The sequence below is a fragment of the Paenibacillus marinisediminis genome (genome assembly GCF_054343325.1).
In genome coordinates this window covers 180,489-198,940 of the sequence record NZ_JBTGUH010000008.1, presented here as the reverse complement: position 1 = coordinate 198,940, position 18,452 = coordinate 180,489, and the positions used below count along the sequence as shown (strand labels likewise).

The following is an 18,452-nucleotide window of genomic DNA, read 5'->3' as shown; positions in this document are numbered from 1 at the left end:
GGAAGAACAGTACATCAAACGCTAATTAACACGCGGTGAATGATGCATAGTTGTCTCAGAGAGTATTGCGGTAATATCCCCTTCGCTCAGGAAAGGCAGATGGTGCTATTTAAATAAGATAATAATTCTAAAAAGTAGTTCAAGAAAAATGACAAAGAAAATACGACAACGCCATGAATCATTGTTGCGAATGATAAATATAGAATCTTCCCATGTCCAGAGGCATGGTAAGAGAGCGTGATTGTTGAAAAGTGTTGTAGTTATCCATTTGTAAATGAATACTTGAATTGATGGTTTATGCAGCCAAGTTCGTAGAGGAGGACGTTATGTGTCTAGAAGCGAACCCGAAACGTGTAGACATAGTTAAGCTGATTAATCGTTCCCATGCAGAATAATGACCGACCAGCGCATTAAAACGGAAACAGAACTCATCCAGATAGTTCTGCAAATACTTTGGTCCGATCCCGTGGAAGGTATCGATCATCCATCTGCGAGCTTTCATAAACACTTTTTTTAAGTAGTGAAATTGATGTGTTCTAAAGAGAAGCTGGATAATTGTGATGCATGAGATATCTGTGCACGTGTGAAGATCAATGAAATGGCTGCAAGCAATATTGCGTAAGGATCTCCCGTAAAGATGTTGTCGGCTAACGGTCTTTATCTTGAGGTTAGTGATCTGCTCATGTGAAGAGATAGATGCAGCGACAATAAGCGGTTGCTCGTAAGGACGAAGCTCATACGCTGTACGATAAAGAGGCTTGGCATGATAATCTACAACTCCTTGAATGATACCTTCAAGAGGCTGCTCGACATCGGCAGCGCTGATGACAGATCGAATCTTATGTAGAATAGACCACGCAGTCTTATAAGTAACTTGAATAATTGTGCTGAGTTGCACCGCATTAATGTTGACGTGATGCTGGGACATCAGCCATATGGCTGTGATCCACTTCTTCAATGAAGTGCGGCTATTTTCCATGATGGTGCCAGCAGTGAGTGAAGTTTGATGATGACAAGCACAGCATTCGTACAAAGGAAGCCGCCGTGAATTAATGACATAGGCATGTGGATGATGACAGCGTGGACATTGGAACCCAGACGGCCACTTTAGATCATAAAGAAAGGAAATGCAAGATTGCTCATCTGAAAAGTAATGAGATAACCCCTCGATTGTAGTCCAACATTTCAACTTCTCCATCGGAACCACGGCCCCTTATCGAATGTATGTTCCCTTCATACACAAATTATACCAAACAAATGTTCGTTATTCAACTAATAATTGTTAAATCTCGACTTAATGAGAGAAGTATTGCGGAGAGCGAAAAAGCTAATCAATCTGAGCGAAAGGGAGAGTAGCGAGACGGTTGCAGAAGGGTATATGTACAAGCGAGGCGATATTCGAGAACAAGAGAAGGAGAGTAGGATATTTCAGTTTCTGAGTGAAAGGGAGAGTAGTGAGAAGGGCTACAGGAGGGTATACGCACAAGCGAGATGGGCAGCAGACGGGTATACATTTTATCTTACGCGCATATAAATAATTGAATGCTCACTTTCGCGCATAGGAGGTAATCTTATGGGAGTCAGATTCCTGAAGGTAGCGGTTTTTTATTTTTTAATAGGCGTACTGGCGGGGCTCGTTATGGGGTCGATGAAGGCGTTTGAGTATACTTCAATGCATGCACATATCAATTTGATTGGGTGGGTGTCGCTTGCTCTGAGTGGATTGATCTATGTTAAGTTTCCGAAGGCAGGGGAGAGCTCGCTTGGGGCGGTACATTTCTGGCTGCACAATGTCGGACTGCCGGTCTTCGCAGTAGGACTCGCTCTGGAAGTGAACGATGTGGCTGTTGCTGTGCCGATGTTAATCGGTGGAGGCTTGTTGATTGTATTAGCAGCGCTAACGCTGCTTGTGAATGTATGGAAGAATGTCTCGTCATGACATTTATAAATGAAGGGTAGTCTGCTGATGATGCAGGCTGCCCTTCTTCTTTTTCACAATAGCGTTTGGGGCGGACATCTTTACGAACAGCATGGCTAACAAGTCAAGTGATTTAAATGATAGCGCTTCAATCGGCGAATATGCAATTATTTCTTTGTTCAATAATAAGCTAACTTTTCTGTGATTCGTATAGGGAAGCATGGAAAGAAACACGATATAAGTACTCCATATATAGAAAGGGAGAGTAAGGATAAGGGTTAAAGCGTTGTAACACCTTGCTTAAAAAATTAGGTTATTATTATGGCGTGATAGGAGGAATGGCAACGATGCAGCAACATGAACAGCATAAATCACCGAATGAGCCTGTATCCAACGATTCATCACCAGACTTAAACTTGTTCGTTCGGATTATTCGTGCAAGTAAACGACATACAAGATTGCTGGTGCTGATCGGTACGGTACTCCTCTTGCTTGGGGCTGGAACAGGATGGTTCGTTACGCGCACATTAAATGATAACCTGCTGCCATCAGGATTTCGTGTAATGGGGATTCAAGCAGGTGGATTAGATGCCGAACATACGGAACAACTAATACATAAACAAATCAATCGCTGGGAAAATACAAATGTTAGCTTTGTACCGGATCGAACAGACGACTCTTTAGAGCCTCTCGCAGAACAAATGTTTACGCTTAAGGGATTAGGCGTTACATTTGTAGCTGATGAAGCAGAAGCGGTGCTTCAGGAATGGGAGCAGGGCGGTTTCTGGACGAAGCTTCGACTGCAGCGCGAGCTCAAGAATACGAAGATTGATGTAAAGTACGAAGTAGATGAAGACATAATGACCAACACTGTAATTGATACTTATGGTAAGCTTGTGAATCGAACTCCGACGAACGCTAAAGTTGATTACTCGAATCCGTTGAAACCAGTATATAAGGGTGAGGTAGATGGCATAGAGCTCGATGAGTATAAGCTGGAGCAACAACTAAAGAGTGCTGTAGATGAGCAGTTGCTTAAAGAATCGAGTAATTCTAAAAAGTCTGTGCAAATGATGCTAGTAGATGATGAGATGGAGCCAGCGACGTTAACTCTTCGCATGCCGTTGGTGACACTTCCCGCTAAGCTAACTCTCGAAACACTTCAGCAGCGCAAACCAGATGGGTTGCTGGCCGAATATACGACTACTATCGCTGATGTAGGCGAAGGACATTATCATAACATTAAATCTAGCGCCACTGTTCTGAATAACTGGGTACTATCGCCGGGACAAAGTATTCATTATGATGACATTGTTAATCGTACGAGTGATAAATACGGTTTGCAGATGGCCCCGGTTATTGAAAAGGGAAAGCTAGTGAATGGGCTCGGAGGCGGTCTGTGTCAGACTTCGACTACGATGTATAATGCGGCGCTCCTCAGTGGGCTTGATATCGTCGAACGTCATGCGCATTCGTTGCCAGTGAGTTATGTTCCGCTCGGATTAGACGCCACCTATTCTGAGAATGGTCCCGACTTAGTTATAAGCAACAATACGGAAGGCGATATCGTATGGAAGACGAAAGTGACCGATGATAAGATCACTGTGCAAGTATATGGCCAGAAGGAACCGGGTGTAACCTATGAAACGGAAACACGCACGGTTAAGGAAACAGATCCAGTGTCCATGTATGAATTGAAGGAAGTATCAACGGATCTGCAGACGCATGTCATTCAGCAAGGGAAAAAGGGATATGTGGTGGAGACGTACCGTATCAAGCGTAAGGACGGCTACGTTGTGTCGCGCGAGAAGATGCGTACCTCGACCTATCGCTCGCAGCCTGAGCGAATGACCGCTCCCGGGGAAGTACATCCGGTGCATAAACCAAACATGCCGTAGCGATAAGCTACGGCATGTTCTATGTAAGATATGAGATTTACAGGACTCTCTTTGCTCCAACATATGTTCTCTTGGCCCAACTGGAGCCTAAGTTCGAGATAGTAACACAGTTGGCGGATCCGGTCGCAGCGTTAATATATTGATCATTACCGATCGAGATGCCGACATGAGTGATGCCATTTCCACTTTCAGAGAAGAAGACTAGATCACCCTTCTGCGGATTGCTATAGGTTTGTCCAAGTGACTTGTACATTTGTTGTGCTGTTCGAGGAAGCTCGATACCATGCTTGTTAAACACATAGCCGACGTATCCCGAACAGTCAAATCCGCTTGGCGACATGCCGCCCCATACATACGGTACGCCTAAATAGCTCTTCGCTGTATGTATGATCTTATCAGCCGTCGTTGATTGGTAGCTGTTGCTAGGTGCTGGCGATTTTGCATAACGATTTATTGAAGGTAGAGTTTTTGATAAGCTAGGATCCCAAGTGTAATCCAATCCGAGAGTGTCGATTAAGAAACGCATCGAAATGTATGTATTATCTTGATAAGACCATGGTGAGTCGGGCATTACAACAGACTCTCCATTCACTTCAGCCATCTTATCGTCAGTTCGGAATGTAATGGATGTATCTTTATTTTGTATAGTAATTTCCACGCGTCCGTTGCCAATAGAGCGCCAATCAAGAGAGTAGTTCATCTGCTCAGCGAATGGACGGATGGGAACATACATATTCGTTCCGCTCTCTAGAATGGGTACGCTGGAATTAAAGTTAAGTTGTTGTTGATTAACCGTCATAGTAACATTCTTCGCTCCGGCATCAGCATAGGCTTTCATGTCGTGCCCGCCGTCTGTCAGGAGCATGCATCCCAAAACTGCTCCAGTAATGAGTGCAGTTCGTATTGCAAATTTCAAAAAATCTCCTCCTCTAAGATGTTGGTTTTTGTTAGTATGGCGAGTAAAATTATGTACAGGTGCTATTGTTAGCGGTATCACACTTGCAGCCATAAGAATTACAAATCTTTTTCTCCAGTAGGTTTAATGATTATTACAGATTTGTAATGTCTCTTCGCTTATTTTCTTACAAAATTGTAACCATGTCAAACTCATAGCCTACTTTTCTAGTATCTAATTTCTGGTATATTAATAATGTTAATATTCACAATAGAAAATGTCATTGTGATAAATGCTGATTCACCTTGTTATACATATAGTTATGGATTCGTAAATGGAAGAATGTTATCGATGCGTAGTCAGTCTCAATATGGAGAGGGGCATAAGTTGATGAGTGAGGTACGCGAGCTATAACGATCCAGACAATGAGTAGGAGAGTTCAAAATTGGACAAGTGGAAACAAGCAAAGAAATAGCATAACAAATGATTAGATATTAAGGTGGGGCCTAGGCTTCACCTTAATTATGTTTAGTAGAATTGTATTTTTAGATAGTATGATATAATATAATGGATATAATAAATAAATCATTTAGACTTTGGTTAGAAAAAGGAGAGAACTCATATGGAACGCCTACCTCAATCCGTTCTTCGTGTCATGGAAGAAGCTAAGCAGAAGCTAGCGGAACAGCCTAAATTGCAGCGTGTATTTTTGAATTGTTTCCCGAATACCCTTAAAACGACGACCAAGCTGCAAGATGACGGTACATCCTATGTATTTACAGGTGACATTCCAGCAATGTGGCTGCGCGATTCCAGCGCACAAGTCCGTCAGTACTTGCCGCTTGCAAATGAAGATGCGGATGTTCGCCGTGTCATTACAGGCCTTGTGAAGAGACAACTAAAGTATATTCAAATAGATCCTTATGCTAATGCATTTAACGAAACGCAACTGCCCCTTAATGAAGTTCATCACCGTGATAATACGGAATTGAACGGCTGGGTGTGGGAGAGAAAGTATGAGATTGACTCTCTCTGCTACCCGATTCAATTGAGCTACTTGTACTGGAAGGAAACAGGTGATACTTCGTTGTTTGACGGTGAATTCAAGACAGTGGCGAATATCATCATGAACTTGTGGACGACGGAGCAGCGCCATTTCGAGCAATCTCCATATCGCTTCCAACGCATGGAATGCCGCAAGACAGATACGTTGAAGAACAACGGAATGGGTATGCCGGTTAACTATACAGGTATGACATGGTCGGCTTTCCGTCCGAGCGATGATGCGAATACGTTCGGTTATTTGATTCCTGCGAATATGTTTGCGGTTGTTGTGCTTCGCTACCTGGCTGAGATCGCGAAGGTTATCTATGAAGACCAACCGTTTGCACATAAAGCGTTGCGTCTGGCAGAAGAAATCGATGACGGTATCCAAGCTTATGGTATCTATAATCACCCAACTTACGGTAAGATTTACGCCTATGAAACAGACGGCTTCGGCAATTACAATCTAATGGACGATGCCAACGTGCCTAGCTTGCTGGCGATTCCTTACCTTGGCTATACAACAGCAGATGATCCTATCTACCAGAACACACGCCGATTTATTTTGAGCGAAGATAATCCTTACTTCTTCTCAGGAACGAAGGCGAAAGGCATAGGAAGTCCGCATACCGAGCACAATCATATCTGGCATATCAGCTTATCTATGCAGGCGCTTACATCGGTTGATGAAAATGAAGTGAATGATCTAATTAAGGTTATTCTAAGCACGGATGCGGATACCGATTATATGCATGAGGGCTTTGATGTTAACGATCCGAAGAATTTTTCGCGTGAATGGTTCGCATGGGCAAACAGCTTATTCTCTGAATTGGTATATCGTGAATATTGGCTGAAAGGCTAGGCTAAGTACAACATAGATTAGGATTGGTTGGAAGGGGAGCTATACGATGACGAAGAAGACAGCTCATATTATTTCTCATACACACTGGGACCGCGAATGGTATTTGCCATATGAATACCACCATGCGCTTCTTATTGAATTGATGGATACACTTCTGGAAACGCTTGATCGCGATCCGGACTTCAAGAGCTTCCATTTGGACGGTCAGACGATTATATTGGAAGACTACTTGCAAATTCGTCCAGAGATGAAAGAGAAGCTAGAGCATTACATCCATGAAGGCCGCATTCATATCGGCCCTTGGTACATCCTGCAGGATGAGTTCTTGACGAGCAGTGAGGCGAACATTCGCAATCTGCAGATCGGTCACCGCGACGCGAAGAAATATGGCGTTAACATCTCGAAGCAGGGCTATTTCCCAGACTCCTTTGGAAACATGGGTCAAGCTCCGCAGATTCTGAAGCAAGCGGACATCGATGTAGCTGTATTCGGACGCGGTGTTAAGCCTACTGGCTTCAACAACGAAGTATCGGAAGATGCGGCATATGAGTCGCCGTTCTCTGAGATGATGTGGCAATCGCCAGACGGTTCACGCGTCATCGGTATCTTGTTCGCTAACTGGTATTGCAACGGTATGGAAGTCCCAGTAGAAGAAGCGAAGGCAGTAGCCTACTGGGAACAACGTATTCCAGCAGCAGAGAAGTTCGCGTCGACGAACCACCTGTTGTTCATGAACGGCTGTGACCATCAACCGATCCAGACGGATCTGTCGCAAGCGATTGAAACAGCGGAGCGTCTGTTCCCAGACGTAGAGTTTGTTCATTCCAACTTCAACGATTATGTTGACGCTCTACGCGATGAGCTGCCTGAGAACCTGAAGACGGTAGCAGGCGAGCTTCGCAGCCAACGTACAGACGGCTGGTATACGCTCGTGAACACAGCATCGTCCCGCGTCTACTTGAAGCAGGCCAATGCGGAGTGTCAAACGCTGCTTGAGAAGGTAGCAGAGCCGCTTGCGGCATTTGCTCACCATAACGGTAAGCCTTATCCGCATCATCTGTTCGTGTATGCTTGGAAGACGCTGATGCAGAACCATCCGCATGACAGTATCTGCGGCTGTTCCGTAGACGAAGTGCACCGCGAGATGGAAACGCGCTTCATGAAGTCGAAGCATATGACGGAAATGATCATTAATGAAACGCTGGACAGCTTGATGCCGCAGGTGAATACTAGCGTATATGAAGGCAAGGATGCGACGCCGTTTACGGTGTTCAACTCGGCCGGATATGCGCGCGACGGCGTTGTTGAAGTGACGCTTGAGCTGAAGCGTCGTTACTTCAGCGAAGCGTATCCGACGGTGCTGGCGAGAGAGCTGAGACAAGAAGCGATCGAGCCTGGCGCAGTGGTGGACGCACAGGGCAATGTGCTGGACTGCGAGTGGGAAGATGCTGGCGTTATGTTCGGCTATGATCTGCCGAAGGATAAGTTCCGCCAGCCATACATGGCGCGCATCATTAAAGTGCGCGTGCAAGTGCAAGACATCCCTGCGCTCGGCTACAAGACGCTCGCTTGGGTTTCCGGCGCGAGCAAAGAAGCGGGTGCAAACCTTGTGACAGGCGAGTTCACGATGGAGAACGAGCGCCTGCAGGTTGAAGTGCTGGACAACGGCTCTTTGAAGCTGACAGACAAGAAGACTAAACACGTATACGACGGTATCAACGTGTACGAAGATGCCGGAGATATCGGTAATGAATATATGTACTTTATGCCGAAGGGTTCGACACCGCTGACAACAGCAGGTGTGAAGGCTGAGCGTAAAGTAGTGGAGAATACACCGTTCCGCGCGGTGGTCGAAGTGACGCACAACTGGGAGATTCCAGCTTCGGCAGACGAAACGCTGCATCAGGAGCAGATCGATGTGGTTAGCTATCCGAACCGCAAGGCTCAGCGCTCTACCGAGATGGTGCCATTCCACATCGTGACTCGCTACACGCTTGATCGCGATGCGAAGCGCGTCGACGTATCCGTAACGATGAACAACCAATCCAAGGACCATCGCGTGCGCGCGCTGTTCCCAACTGGATTCCAAGCGGGAACGCATCTTGCGGATTCCATCTTCGAGGTGGCGCGCCGCAACAATATCCCTGAGAAGGAATGGGCTAACCCTAGCAATGACCAGCATCAGCACGCGTTTGTCAGCGCGAGCGACAATAAGCTGGGCTTGACGATCGCGAACAAAGGCCTGTTCGAATACGAATTGTCGCAGGACGAGAAGAACACGATCGCGGTTACCTTGCTTCGCTGCTCGGGTGAGCTGGGCGACTGGGGTTACTTCCCTACGCCAGAAGCGCAATGCATCGGCATTCAAACGGCGGAATATGCAATCATCCCTCACGAGGGTGATGTGATCACTTCCGGCGCTTATGCAGAGGCATACGGCTATGCCGTGCCATTCCTAGTGCGTCAAACAGGCGTGCACGAGGGCAAACTGCCTGCAGACCATGCCTTTATGCAATGGTCTGGCGAAAGTGTAGCCTTCTCATCCGTCAAGATGGCGGAAGAGAGCGGCGACATGGTTGCGCGCTGGTACAACCTTGCGCATGAGCCACGCTCCCTGCGTGTGGATCTGTCAGAAGCGGGAACCGGCTTCTATGCGAGCGACGTGCTGGAGCGCGAAGGTGAAGCGATCGCTTCCGGCGACGCGAAGTCCGCGCATATCGAGCTTCGTGCTGCTGAGATCGTAACAGTAGGTATGAAGAAGTAAGATGGATAATAGAAGAGCTGATTCGGGTTTAGGCCTGAATCAGCTCTTTCATTTTAGTAGGTTAATCATAGTAATCGATCTTCTTCTCATAAATAAACCGCTGGAGCCCGCAAGCCCCAGCGGTTTATGTCATTTATACGCCGATGATGGTCAATTCCTTCGGATAGGAAGTCAGCACGCGAACGCCTTGTTCGGTCACGACCACATCATCTTCGATGCGAACGCCGCCCTTGCCAGGCAGATATATGCCTGGTTCAATCGTAAACACGACTCCAGGCTGCGTGAGCGCCTCGTTCTGACCGTGTACCGAAGGATATTCATGCACATCGATACCAAGACCGTGACCAAGACGATGTGTGAAATACTCTCCGTACCCCTTATCCACGATAACCTGACGCGCAACCTTATCCAGCGAGCCGAAGCTGACGCCTGGCTTAACGGCAGCGATTGCGGCTTCATTAGCCGCCAGCACCGTGTTATAGATGTCCTTCAGTTCATCACTTACTTCACCAATAGCGAAGGTCCGCGTGATATCGGACGCGTAGCCGTTAAGGTAAACGCCGAGATCGAACAACAGCAGTTCGCCTTCGCGAATAACGCGAGCGCCCGGCACGCCGTGCGGCAATGCCGCGTTCTCGCCAGCGAGGACCATCGTATCGAAGGATGGTCCATCAGCACCCTGCTTCTTCATCTCGTACTCGAGCTCCGCTACCACTTCTGCTTCTGTCATGCCGACGCGGACGCGGCGCACGACAGAGCCGAGTACGGACTCGACACAGTCCACAGCCGCTTGCATGCGATCCAATTCCGCTTCCGACTTGATCACGCGCATCGCTTGCAAGACATTGCCGATGTCCGCATAGCGCAGTGTGCCAAGCTCTGCCTGCATCGTCTCAAATCGGCTGACGGACAGGTTCGCCTTCTCGACCCCCAACGTCTTAAGTCCAGCAGGGAGATGGCGCTTCAGGATCGCGTACGGGTTATCAGTATCAGTATGGGTCGCGATACGCTGTACAGACGATACAGCCGCTGCCTTATCGGCATCGAGGGCTGGCACGATCAGTACCGGCTCTACACCGCGTGCGAAGACTACACCTAGAAAACGCTCATGTGGATTGCACGCAAAGCCTGTCACGTAATACACATGCTTGGGATCCGTAATCAGAACAGCATCCCACTGTTCAGCTTCCATAGAGCGGGAAATATTGTCCCATATATGACTCATTGCTTAACACCCTTTCTAACTGAGAGCATGATTACGGCATCCGATCAGCAGAGGTTGAGCAGAGTTGCTCCCTGCATACGCTGGTGAATGAAATCATGCTCGTAATATATGTTGAATGTACCACTTTTAACTATGAATTGCGACTGAGGAGCATCGGAAAATGAGAAAATGGAAAATGTTTCACGTTCCCCGTGGAACAATTGGTTGGAATATGTATGGCTGTATCACCTCAACTGATAGCCGATAATGTCTCATTTTACAGAGAGAAATGCAATAGGTTGAATCCCAGACGATGTAAATCATTCCCTACCAATATCACCGCGCGAACGTCTCCATCTCTGCATGAGATTCAATTCACAAGACTGTAACAAACGAGCTGTTTTGTTCATTTTTCGTCACACTTTGAACAGAGAACGTGTGGGAGAATGGATGTAGACACCAGTCAGAATATAGATATATCACGGTCTGGGCTGAAGCCAACCGCTGATTGGAATAATGATCTTATGGAGGGAAAGACGATGCTTACGATGGCGGGAAACCTAACTCATAGGGAAGAACAGACGGTTGAATGCTTGGAAGTTCGTAATGCCGCTTATCAACTGCTTGTCGATTTTATTGGGGAAGAACCCACGCTGGAGAACATCGTGGCTTGGCGCAATCATTCGAAATGGGCTCAACTAAGCACCATGTCTGAAGGGGCTCGACAGGTATGTAAACGATTACAAGAGGTGCCGGTGCTTGAGCTGTACAATCTGCTCACATCGATGCGTGAGGAATATCAACGACTATTTAGACTTGGCGGGGAGCTTCCGGTAACACCGAGCGAATCGATGTATCGCGCACATGAGCAGATGCTGCCGAAGTCATACGCACAGGAAGTGCGTGAGGATTATGCTGACTTTAGCATTTATTTTAAGAAGACGCAAGGCGAGAGCGACGACCATATCGCGGTTGAATTGGAATTTATGGCTGTTATTATTGGGAAGATGTATCACACACTAATGACTGAAGAGCGTTATGAGCGCTATATCAATGGACAGAGTCGGTTTATTCAAGATCATTTGCAACATTGGGTTATTCGATTCGGGCAGGATCTAGAGCAATACTCCAAGCATCCTGTATATACGGCAATTGGTATGATGCTGCAGGATTTCATCGCGAAGGAAGCAGCTTGGGCAAGAGAGTCAGCTTATTAATCATGTTAAACGCATACGACCAGGGACGTTAACATCATATAACATTCCGATCACTATAAATCAAGAAGGCTGCTCCTGCTGGAGACAGCCTTTTTCGTCGTGTAGTTATGCAGTCTATTATGAGATAACCTTCAGCCCGATAACAGAAGCTAAAATGAGAGCAATGAAGAATACGCGTTTCCCTTCCTTTGGCTCACCAAAGGCGAACATTCCGAGAAGCGTACTTCCAATGGTACCAATGCCTGTCCAGATCGCATATGCAGTTCCCATCGGAATCTGCCCCATCGCATATGACAACAGGGAGAAGCTTGAGAGGAATGAAACGCTCAAAAATAAATATGATTGCCAATTATGATATAGCGTTACACGTTTTATAGCGAGCACGCCGAGCACTTCGCACAGTCCGGCGATGATTAGTGCGATCCAAGCCATTACGCCTCACCTTCCTTTGTATCCGGCGTTACCAGCTTCAATCCAATTACTCCTGCAGTCAGCATTGCGATGAGTATAAGCTTTATAGGATCAACGGGCTCTCCGAAGAACACCATTTCGGTTATTACGGTTCCAGCAGTGCCAAGTCCCGTAAAGACGGCATACACCGTGCCAATCGGCAATCGCGATGCTGCTTCAATTAGCAGTTTGAAGCTTAATACGATAGAAGCTATCGTAATTAGCCATCCCCACCATGAAGTGGAGTACTTAAGCCCGCTGACCCAAACGACCTCAATAACACCGGCCAGAACGACGAGCCACCATTCCTTTTTCATTTTGAAGTATCCTCCCTTAATCTGGATGTCTAAGCTTTGAGTGTCAGGCCTCTCCAGTAGATATACCATGAGCGGTCCAGCTTGCGCTTGAATCGCTCTGTGTCGCCATATAACAATTCAGCATACAGGCCATCTAACATGCACATAAATGCAGTGGCGGCTTGTTCAGGCTGAACAGCAGCAATCTCACCGCTCTGCAGTGCCAATATGATGATGGGTACAAGATCATGCTCGAGTTGATCCAAGAAAGCATTGACTCGCTTCATTACCTGCTTCTCTAAAGCAGCAGGCGGGAAGAGGGACATACGGATCATGAACTTGATCTCTGACTGCTGTTCATATCGTTTCAAATAGCTGTATAGGAACGTGTTCATCTGCCACTCTAATGGTTGTCCGCGATGTTCCTTGAAGAATTGGCTGGCCGTAAGCAGTTCTTGATCGAATACCAATTGCACAACCTGCAGGAACAGATCCTCTTTGCTGGCATAATGAGCATATATAGAGGGCTTCTTGATGCCAACTTCATCCGCGATCTTAGAAAGAGATGTACCGTCATAGCCATACTGTGCAAAATGAGCAAGAGCAACCTGTCGAATATGATGTGCTGTCATTAGCTTTACCTCCTGACGTCATTGCTTATTGCCTACCTACCGTTCGTTAGGTAGAGTATGTCACATGATAACTGGGTTGTCAATATGAAGCTTTAGCCGATTATGGAGAGACGCTATCTGCCTCTATCTGGTATGATAAGCATTACTGGTCATATATAAATAAAAGTAATGAAGTTAAATATTCATGAAATAAATTAGATACATACATTAGATATATACATTGGGGGATTCACATGAGGAGAGCCTTACAGGTTGCTCTATTTATTATCCTGTTGTTTTCATTCGGTGTTTACTTGAATGGGACATTCGGCAAATCGATTACCTGGGTCGTTAGTTTGATGACTACTTTGGGTGTTATATCATTGATCTTAATTATTTTCATGGAGAATCGGCATCCTTCCAGTACAGCGGCTTGGATTCTGGTGTTAGCACTTGTACCAGTAGTTGGTTTTATCTTCTATCTCTTATTCGGTCAAAATTATCGCAAGCGCCGCAATTTTCATCAGAAGGCTCAACGAGACAGGCATAGCTACGGCTTCATCGACAGCAGGGTGCTGAATGAACATCATATGCTCTCCGGCTTGTCGCTGGAGCAGCGCCAGATGCTGAAACTTACACAGCGCATGAGCAAGAGCCCTGTAACCTTCGCTACACATACGGAAGTACTGACGAACGGTGAGGAGACGTTTTCTGCACTTATTCGAGAATTAAGGCGTGCAAAGCACCATATTCATATGGAGTATTATATCTATCGCGACGATGATATCGGACGTCAAATCAAGTCTATCCTGATGGAGAAGGCCAGAGCTGGAGTGCAGGTCAGATTTATGTTTGATGCGGTGGGCAGTATATATCTGAAAAAGTCATTTCTTAATGAGATGCGGCAGGCGGGCATTCAGGTCGTTGCATTCGGGCCGATGAAGTTCCGTATCTTCACGAATAGAATGAATTATCGGAATCATCGCAAGATTGTCATCATCGATGGCGACGTTGGATTTATCGGCGGATTAAATGTCGGCGACGAATATTTGAGCCGCAGCAAGACGTACGGCTTCTGGCGGGATACTCACATGATCGTTCGCGGTGAGGCGGTTCAGACGCTGCAGATGATCTTCCTGCAGGATTGGCGGCATATGACGAAGGAGGAATTGTACGATTCACGATATTTCGTGGTGAGCTCGCCTATTAAGGAATCAGCAGGCGCAGTCCAGATCATTGCAAGCGGACCGGATCAGCAATTCCAGACGATGAAAAATGTATTCTTCTCCATGCTGACCTCAGCCAGACGCTCGATCTGGATGGCGACGCCTTACTTTATCCCAGATGAAGATATATTGACTGCGATGAAGGTGGCGGCCTTGTCCGGTATTGAAGTTAAGCTGCTCTTTCCCGCTAAGCCCGACAAGTGGCTTCCGTTCTTGGCGTCCCATTCCTACTTTCAAGGGTTGATTGAAGCGGGGGTCAAGATCTATGAGTATGAGAAGGGCTTCCTGCATTCCAAGCTCGTCATCGTCGATGGTGAGATTGCTACAATAGGTACGACAAATTTGGATATGCGGAGCTTTTATCTGAACTTTGAAGTGAACGCACTGCTCGTGCAAACGAAGAGCGTAGACCAGCTGGTACGGGATTTTGAACGCGACCTGCAGTCGACGAAGCGTATTCGAGAAGAGCATTTTCTGCACCGCCGCATCGTGATGAGGTTCTTGGAGTCGGTTGCGCGATTGTTTTCACCGCTGCTATAAGCTTTCATATTTGCTTTATCTAGCTGTTGAGTCGAGCTCAACAGCTTTTTTTTAGACGACAGAGACTGAATATGAAGCTGTACATATAGGGGCAGGATCTATTTTAGAGCAGATTGCATAGGATAGGATGGACAGGATTTCCACAGGATGTGGCCATTATGGTCATTTGTCATCTAAGTAAAGACATATCTCAATTTTCCATGTCTTTATTGCGTCTAAAAGTGAAAATGTCTTTGGTAAGTGGACACTTTCTAACGTACAATAGTAATGCGGTGGAACCGATAACAGTTAACCGTTAGCATAAGCATATACACTGCATGTGATTAAGGAAATTACGCCGAATAGCGTTAAATAACGGAGGGGAAAAGGAGCATGAAGTATCGTAGTGTGTTTGACATCATTGGACCTATCATGGTCGGTCCATCCAGTTCTCACACAGCCGGAGCGGCAAAGATCGGCAGGCTTGCTCGAAGTATCTTCGGAAGGCAACCGAAGAAAGTGCATATTATGCTGTACGGTTCTTTTGCTGAGACCTATAAGGGTCATGCGACGGATGTAGCGCTTATCGCTGGATTATTGGATTACGATACGGACGATCCTCGACTGCCGGACGCGCCGAAGTATGCAGAAGAAGCGGGCGTAGAGATTGTGATAACTACAGAAGAAGCCATTCCGGTGCATCCGAATACGGCTCGTATTCATATGCAGGATGAGTTGGATGAGATGGAAGTAGCAGGGATATCGATCGGAGGCGGCAAGGTAGAAATATGCGAATTGAACGGTTTCCAGCTTAGCTTGTCCGGTCAGAGTCCGGCGATCCTCATCGTGAACCAAGATCGATATGGCGTTATTGCGGGAGTTACGAACATATTGAGCCGCGAGCAGGTCAATATCGGCAATATGAAAGTGTCCAGGAAGGAAAAGGGGAAACAAGCTCTGATGGTCATCGAAACCGATGAGACGATGGATGAAGAGATCCTACAGGAAATTCGGGGTCTGCAGGGCGTAGTACGCGTGCTGCGGATGGAAGACTAACAGAACGTATCACGGTGTGAACAATTAGCTGCAGTATGGGCATTCTATATGATTAGAGGAGGCAGCGCTTACATGTTTCGGAATGTAGCGGAATTGATAGCGATGACGGAAGAGCGGTCATGCTCGATTGCTGACATTATGATTGAACAGGAGATGCAGGTGACGGGCCGCAGCCGTGAAGCGGTGCGGGAGCAGATGAGCCGCAATCTCACGGTGATGGAGCAGGCGGTGGAGCGCGGGATGGCCGGAGTGAAGTCGCACTCAGGCCTAACAGGCGGCGATGCCGTGAAGATGCGCGCTTATATCGACAGCGGGCTCGGCCTGAGCGGCAACACGATTCTGGACGCCGTCTGCAAGGCGGTCGCCACGAACGAGGTCAATGCCGCTATGGGCATGATCTGCGCGACGCCGACTGCCGGCTCGGCAGGTGTCGTGCCGGGCACGCTGTTCGCGCTGCGCGACAAGCTGAACCCGACGCGCGAGCAGATGATCGATTTCTTGTTCGTATCCGGTGCCTTCGGCATGGTGGTAGCGAACAATGCATCGATCAGCGGCGCAGCGGGTGGCTGCCAAGCCGAAGTCGGATCGGCTTCGGGCATGGCAGCGGCATCCATCGTCGCGTTAGCCGGCGGAACGCCGCAGCAATCGGCAACGGCGATGGCTATCGCGTTGAAGAATCTGCTGGGTCTGGTATGCGACCCAGTAGCAGGGCTGGTAGAGGTGCCCTGCGTGAAGCGCAATGCCATGGGCGCGGCGATAGCCATGGTAGCGGCGGACATGTCGCTAGCCGGCATAACGAGCACGATCCCATGCGATGAAGTGATCGAGGCGATGTTCCGCATTGGACAGACGATGCCGACTGCGCTGCGTGAGACGGCGCTGGGCGGATTGGCCGCCACGCCGACCGGGAAGCGGCTGAAGCAAGAGATATTCGGGCAATCAGCGGCAGCAGATTCCCAATAGTCAATTTTATATGATGCAGACGGGAGTCCTGAGAAGGGCTCCTTTTCTTGAAGGCTGTATCTCTACTTAGTGATGTGAAACGGGACAATTCGCAGCATCATATATTTACCACGACTTTGTGGATAATCGTCGTATACGTTGCCGTCAGTTTTTGTTATGCTTAGTCATATTATAAGAAAATGATGGAATATCATGTATATATAAGACGCCATACTGGTTCGCATAAGCTGGCACGAAGCTGCGACTGCGTACACTGTGCAGCCGATCTGCCAATATCTCGTCAGCGACGATGGGGAAAGGAGAGTTACTAGTAGTGACAATACAATTTAATGAGTCAGCATCAGAGTCTCCTGTTTCTCATGCAACAGAAAGACGCAAGGCGGAGCATGTGCGAATCTGCTTAGAAGAAGAAGTGAACGGGATCGGCATCTCGACAGGACTTGAGCGATATCGATTTATGCATCAAGCACTGCCGGAGATCGATTTCCACGACATAGATCTCTCGGTGACTTGGTTCGGCAAGCAAGCCAAGACGCCGTTTCTCATTAGCTCCATGACAGGCGGAAGCCATGGAACGGGACAGATTAACCGCCGCTTAGCCGCAATGGCAGAAGTGCGAGGGTGGGCTATGGGAGTCGGCTCTGTGCGCGCGGCAGTTGAGAATCCTGAAGTTGCGGATACGTTCCAATTGCGAGATGTGGCGCCAACGATCCCGATGTTTACGAACATTGGAGCGGTGCAGCTCAATATGGGGATGGGGGTAGAGGAATGCCGCCGCGCAGTAGATATCGTGCAAGCTGACGGTTTAATTCTGCACCTGAATGCGCTGCAGGAGGTATTTCAGCCGGAAGGCGATTTGAACTTCGCGAACCTGCTGCGGCAGATCGAGAAAGTATGCCGTGAGCTTGAAGTTCCTGTCGGCGTGAAGGAGGTCGGCTGGGGCATCGCTGCGGATACAGCGCGCAAGTTGACGGATGTCGGCGTCGCCTTCATCGATGTGGCCGGCGCGGGAGGCACATCCTGGAGCCAGGTGGAGAAGCTGCGCTCGAAGGACAGCATTCGCCGCAAGGCAGCGGAAGCGTTTGTCGGCTGGGGGATTCCTACAGCCGATTGCGTACGGGATGTGCGCAGCGCCCTGCCCGACGTGACGGTGGTCGCAAGCGGGGGTCTGCGCAATGGCGTCGATGCCGCCAAAGCTTTAGCTTTGGGTGCTAATGCCGCTGGTTACGGCCGATCGCTGCTGCAGTCAGCGGTATTGTCAGACGAAGCGGTGCATGATACATTGGCACAGGTCGAATTGGAGCTGTCGATCGCGATGTTCGGCATCGGCACCCGGACGATTGAAGATTTGCGTCATACAGATCGACTAATGTTGATATAATTATGTTTGCAATAGCGAGGAGCCCTGTAGGGCTCTTTTTATGCAATCTAGATCTATATGTTGTGAACGAAAAGTTAACTCAGAGGATTAGTGGTGAACGAAATGTGAAAAAATGCTCAAATATCTATTGTTAGGCATTAATCTATTA

The 18,452-nt window shown here is 47.7% G+C and carries 15 protein-coding genes and 1 pseudogene; 9 read left to right on the top strand and 7 right to left on the bottom strand.

Annotated features, from left to right (window positions below; genetic code table 11):
• Nucleotides 1-295: 295 nt before the first annotated feature.
• Nucleotides 296-979, bottom strand: a complete 684-nt coding sequence (locus ACXX53_RS17635) for a transposase (protein WP_458570030.1) — start codon at nucleotides 977-979, stop codon at nucleotides 296-298.
• Nucleotides 980-1,015: 36 nt separating this feature from the next.
• Nucleotides 1,016-1,198, bottom strand: a pseudogene (locus tag ACXX53_RS17630) (transposase); the annotation flags it as partial.
• Nucleotides 1,199-1,573: 375 nt separating this feature from the next.
• Between ACXX53_RS17630 and ACXX53_RS17625 the strand changes: the two are divergent.
• Nucleotides 1,574-1,939: a cytochrome-c oxidase gene (locus ACXX53_RS17625; protein WP_458569987.1), complete on the top strand. Its 366-nt coding sequence runs from the start codon at nucleotides 1,574-1,576 to the stop codon at nucleotides 1,937-1,939.
• A 326-nt stretch (nucleotides 1,940-2,265) separates the two neighbouring features.
• Nucleotides 2,266-3,816 (top strand): VanW family protein, encoded by a 1,551-nt coding sequence (locus ACXX53_RS17620; protein WP_458569986.1) that lies wholly within the window; start codon nucleotides 2,266-2,268, stop codon nucleotides 3,814-3,816.
• Between the two features lie 37 nt (nucleotides 3,817-3,853).
• Here ACXX53_RS17620 and ACXX53_RS17615 read toward each other — a convergent pair whose 3' ends face one another.
• Complete coding sequence (locus tag ACXX53_RS17615; protein ID WP_458569985.1) at nucleotides 3,854-4,732, bottom strand: C40 family peptidase; 879 nt, start codon at nucleotides 4,730-4,732, stop codon at nucleotides 3,854-3,856.
• Between the two features lie 601 nt (nucleotides 4,733-5,333).
• Between ACXX53_RS17615 and ACXX53_RS17610 the strand changes: the two genes are divergently transcribed.
• Nucleotides 5,334-6,617: a glycoside hydrolase family 125 protein gene (locus ACXX53_RS17610; protein ID WP_458569984.1), complete on the top strand. Its 1,284-nt coding sequence runs from the start codon at nucleotides 5,334-5,336 to the stop codon at nucleotides 6,615-6,617.
• Between the two features lie 46 nt (nucleotides 6,618-6,663).
• The gene (locus ACXX53_RS17605) at nucleotides 6,664-9,381 is read left to right on the top strand and encodes an alpha-mannosidase (protein WP_458569983.1); all 2,718 of its coding nucleotides are present in this window, start codon (nucleotides 6,664-6,666) and stop codon (nucleotides 9,379-9,381) included.
• Between the two features lie 133 nt (nucleotides 9,382-9,514).
• Here ACXX53_RS17605 and ACXX53_RS17600 read toward each other — a convergent pair whose 3' ends face one another.
• Nucleotides 9,515-10,606, bottom strand: coding sequence for a M24 family metallopeptidase (locus ACXX53_RS17600; RefSeq protein ID WP_458569982.1), 1,092 nt, complete (start codon nucleotides 10,604-10,606; stop codon nucleotides 9,515-9,517).
• Nucleotides 10,607-11,124: 518 nt separating this feature from the next.
• On the opposite strand from ACXX53_RS17600, the gene ACXX53_RS17595 reads away from it, so the two are divergent.
• Entirely contained in the window at nucleotides 11,125-11,802 is a 678-nt protein-coding gene (locus ACXX53_RS17595) for a TorD/DmsD family molecular chaperone (RefSeq protein ID WP_458569981.1), read from the top strand.
• A gap of 117 nt (nucleotides 11,803-11,919) precedes the next feature.
• Here ACXX53_RS17595 and ACXX53_RS17590 read toward each other — a convergent pair whose 3' ends face one another.
• From ACXX53_RS17590 to ACXX53_RS17580, 3 genes are read right to left on the bottom strand one after another with little or no spacing between them, the layout of a single operon-like run.
• Complete coding sequence (locus ACXX53_RS17590) at nucleotides 11,920-12,234, bottom strand: DMT family transporter (RefSeq protein WP_458569980.1); 315 nt, start codon at nucleotides 12,232-12,234, stop codon at nucleotides 11,920-11,922.
• Nucleotides 12,234-12,569: a DMT family transporter gene (locus ACXX53_RS17585; RefSeq protein ID WP_458569979.1), complete on the bottom strand. Its 336-nt coding sequence runs from the start codon at nucleotides 12,567-12,569 to the stop codon at nucleotides 12,234-12,236. The genes ACXX53_RS17590 and ACXX53_RS17585 overlap by 1 nt, the downstream gene beginning before the upstream one ends.
• A gap of 29 nt (nucleotides 12,570-12,598) precedes the next feature.
• Nucleotides 12,599-13,180, bottom strand: a complete 582-nt coding sequence (locus ACXX53_RS17580; RefSeq protein ID WP_458569978.1) for a TetR/AcrR family transcriptional regulator — start codon at nucleotides 13,178-13,180, stop codon at nucleotides 12,599-12,601.
• 233 nt (nucleotides 13,181-13,413) lie between these two features.
• Here ACXX53_RS17580 and cls point away from each other — a divergent pair, with 233 nt between their 5' ends.
• The 4 genes from cls to fni all read left to right on the top strand — a co-directional run bounded on the left by cls (nucleotide 13,414) and on the right by fni (nucleotide 18,304).
• A complete protein-coding gene (cls, locus tag ACXX53_RS17575; RefSeq protein ID WP_458569977.1) occupies nucleotides 13,414-14,925 on the top strand; it encodes a cardiolipin synthase in 1,512 nt (503 codons plus the stop codon).
• A 372-nt stretch (nucleotides 14,926-15,297) separates the two neighbouring features.
• Complete coding sequence (sdaAB, locus tag ACXX53_RS17570) at nucleotides 15,298-15,960, top strand: L-serine ammonia-lyase, iron-sulfur-dependent subunit beta (protein WP_458569976.1); 663 nt, start codon at nucleotides 15,298-15,300, stop codon at nucleotides 15,958-15,960.
• 72 nt (nucleotides 15,961-16,032) lie between these two features.
• The gene (sdaAA, locus tag ACXX53_RS17565; protein WP_458569975.1) at nucleotides 16,033-16,923 is read left to right on the top strand and encodes an L-serine ammonia-lyase, iron-sulfur-dependent, subunit alpha; all 891 of its coding nucleotides are present in this window, start codon (nucleotides 16,033-16,035) and stop codon (nucleotides 16,921-16,923) included.
• Nucleotides 16,924-17,236: 313 nt separating this feature from the next.
• Nucleotides 17,237-18,304, top strand: a complete 1,068-nt coding sequence (gene fni, locus ACXX53_RS17560) for a type 2 isopentenyl-diphosphate Delta-isomerase (RefSeq protein ID WP_458569974.1) — start codon at nucleotides 17,237-17,239, stop codon at nucleotides 18,302-18,304.
• Nucleotides 18,305-18,452: the final 148 nt, after the last annotated feature.

Excerpts from the sequence above, each read along its gene's own strand:
- ACXX53_RS17620 (WP_458569986.1), top strand. The coding sequence starts at position 2,266 with ATGCAGCAACATGAACAGCATAAATCACCGAATGAGCCTGTATCCAAC.
- ACXX53_RS17595 (WP_458569981.1), top strand. The coding sequence starts at position 11,125 with ATGCTTACGATGGCGGGAAACCTAACTCATAGGGAAGAACAGACGGTT.
- ACXX53_RS17635 (WP_458570030.1), bottom strand. The coding sequence starts at position 979 with ATGGAAAATAGCCGCACTTCATTGAAGAAGTGGATCACAGCCATATGG.
- ACXX53_RS17605 (WP_458569983.1), top strand. The coding sequence starts at position 6,664 with ATGACGAAGAAGACAGCTCATATTATTTCTCATACACACTGGGACCGC.
- ACXX53_RS17585 (WP_458569979.1), bottom strand. The coding sequence starts at position 12,569 with ATGAAAAAGGAATGGTGGCTCGTCGTTCTGGCCGGTGTTATTGAGGTC.
- cls (WP_458569977.1), top strand. The coding sequence starts at position 13,414 with ATGAGGAGAGCCTTACAGGTTGCTCTATTTATTATCCTGTTGTTTTCA.
- ACXX53_RS17580 (WP_458569978.1), bottom strand. The coding sequence starts at position 13,180 with ATGACAGCACATCATATTCGACAGGTTGCTCTTGCTCATTTTGCACAG.
- ACXX53_RS17625 (WP_458569987.1), top strand. The coding sequence starts at position 1,574 with ATGGGAGTCAGATTCCTGAAGGTAGCGGTTTTTTATTTTTTAATAGGC.
- ACXX53_RS17590 (WP_458569980.1), bottom strand. The coding sequence starts at position 12,234 with ATGGCTTGGATCGCACTAATCATCGCCGGACTGTGCGAAGTGCTCGGC.
- ACXX53_RS17600 (WP_458569982.1), bottom strand. The coding sequence starts at position 10,606 with ATGAGTCATATATGGGACAATATTTCCCGCTCTATGGAAGCTGAACAG.
- sdaAA (WP_458569975.1), top strand. The coding sequence starts at position 16,033 with ATGTTTCGGAATGTAGCGGAATTGATAGCGATGACGGAAGAGCGGTCA.
- ACXX53_RS17610 (WP_458569984.1), top strand. The coding sequence starts at position 5,334 with ATGGAACGCCTACCTCAATCCGTTCTTCGTGTCATGGAAGAAGCTAAG.
- sdaAB (WP_458569976.1), top strand. The coding sequence starts at position 15,298 with ATGAAGTATCGTAGTGTGTTTGACATCATTGGACCTATCATGGTCGGT.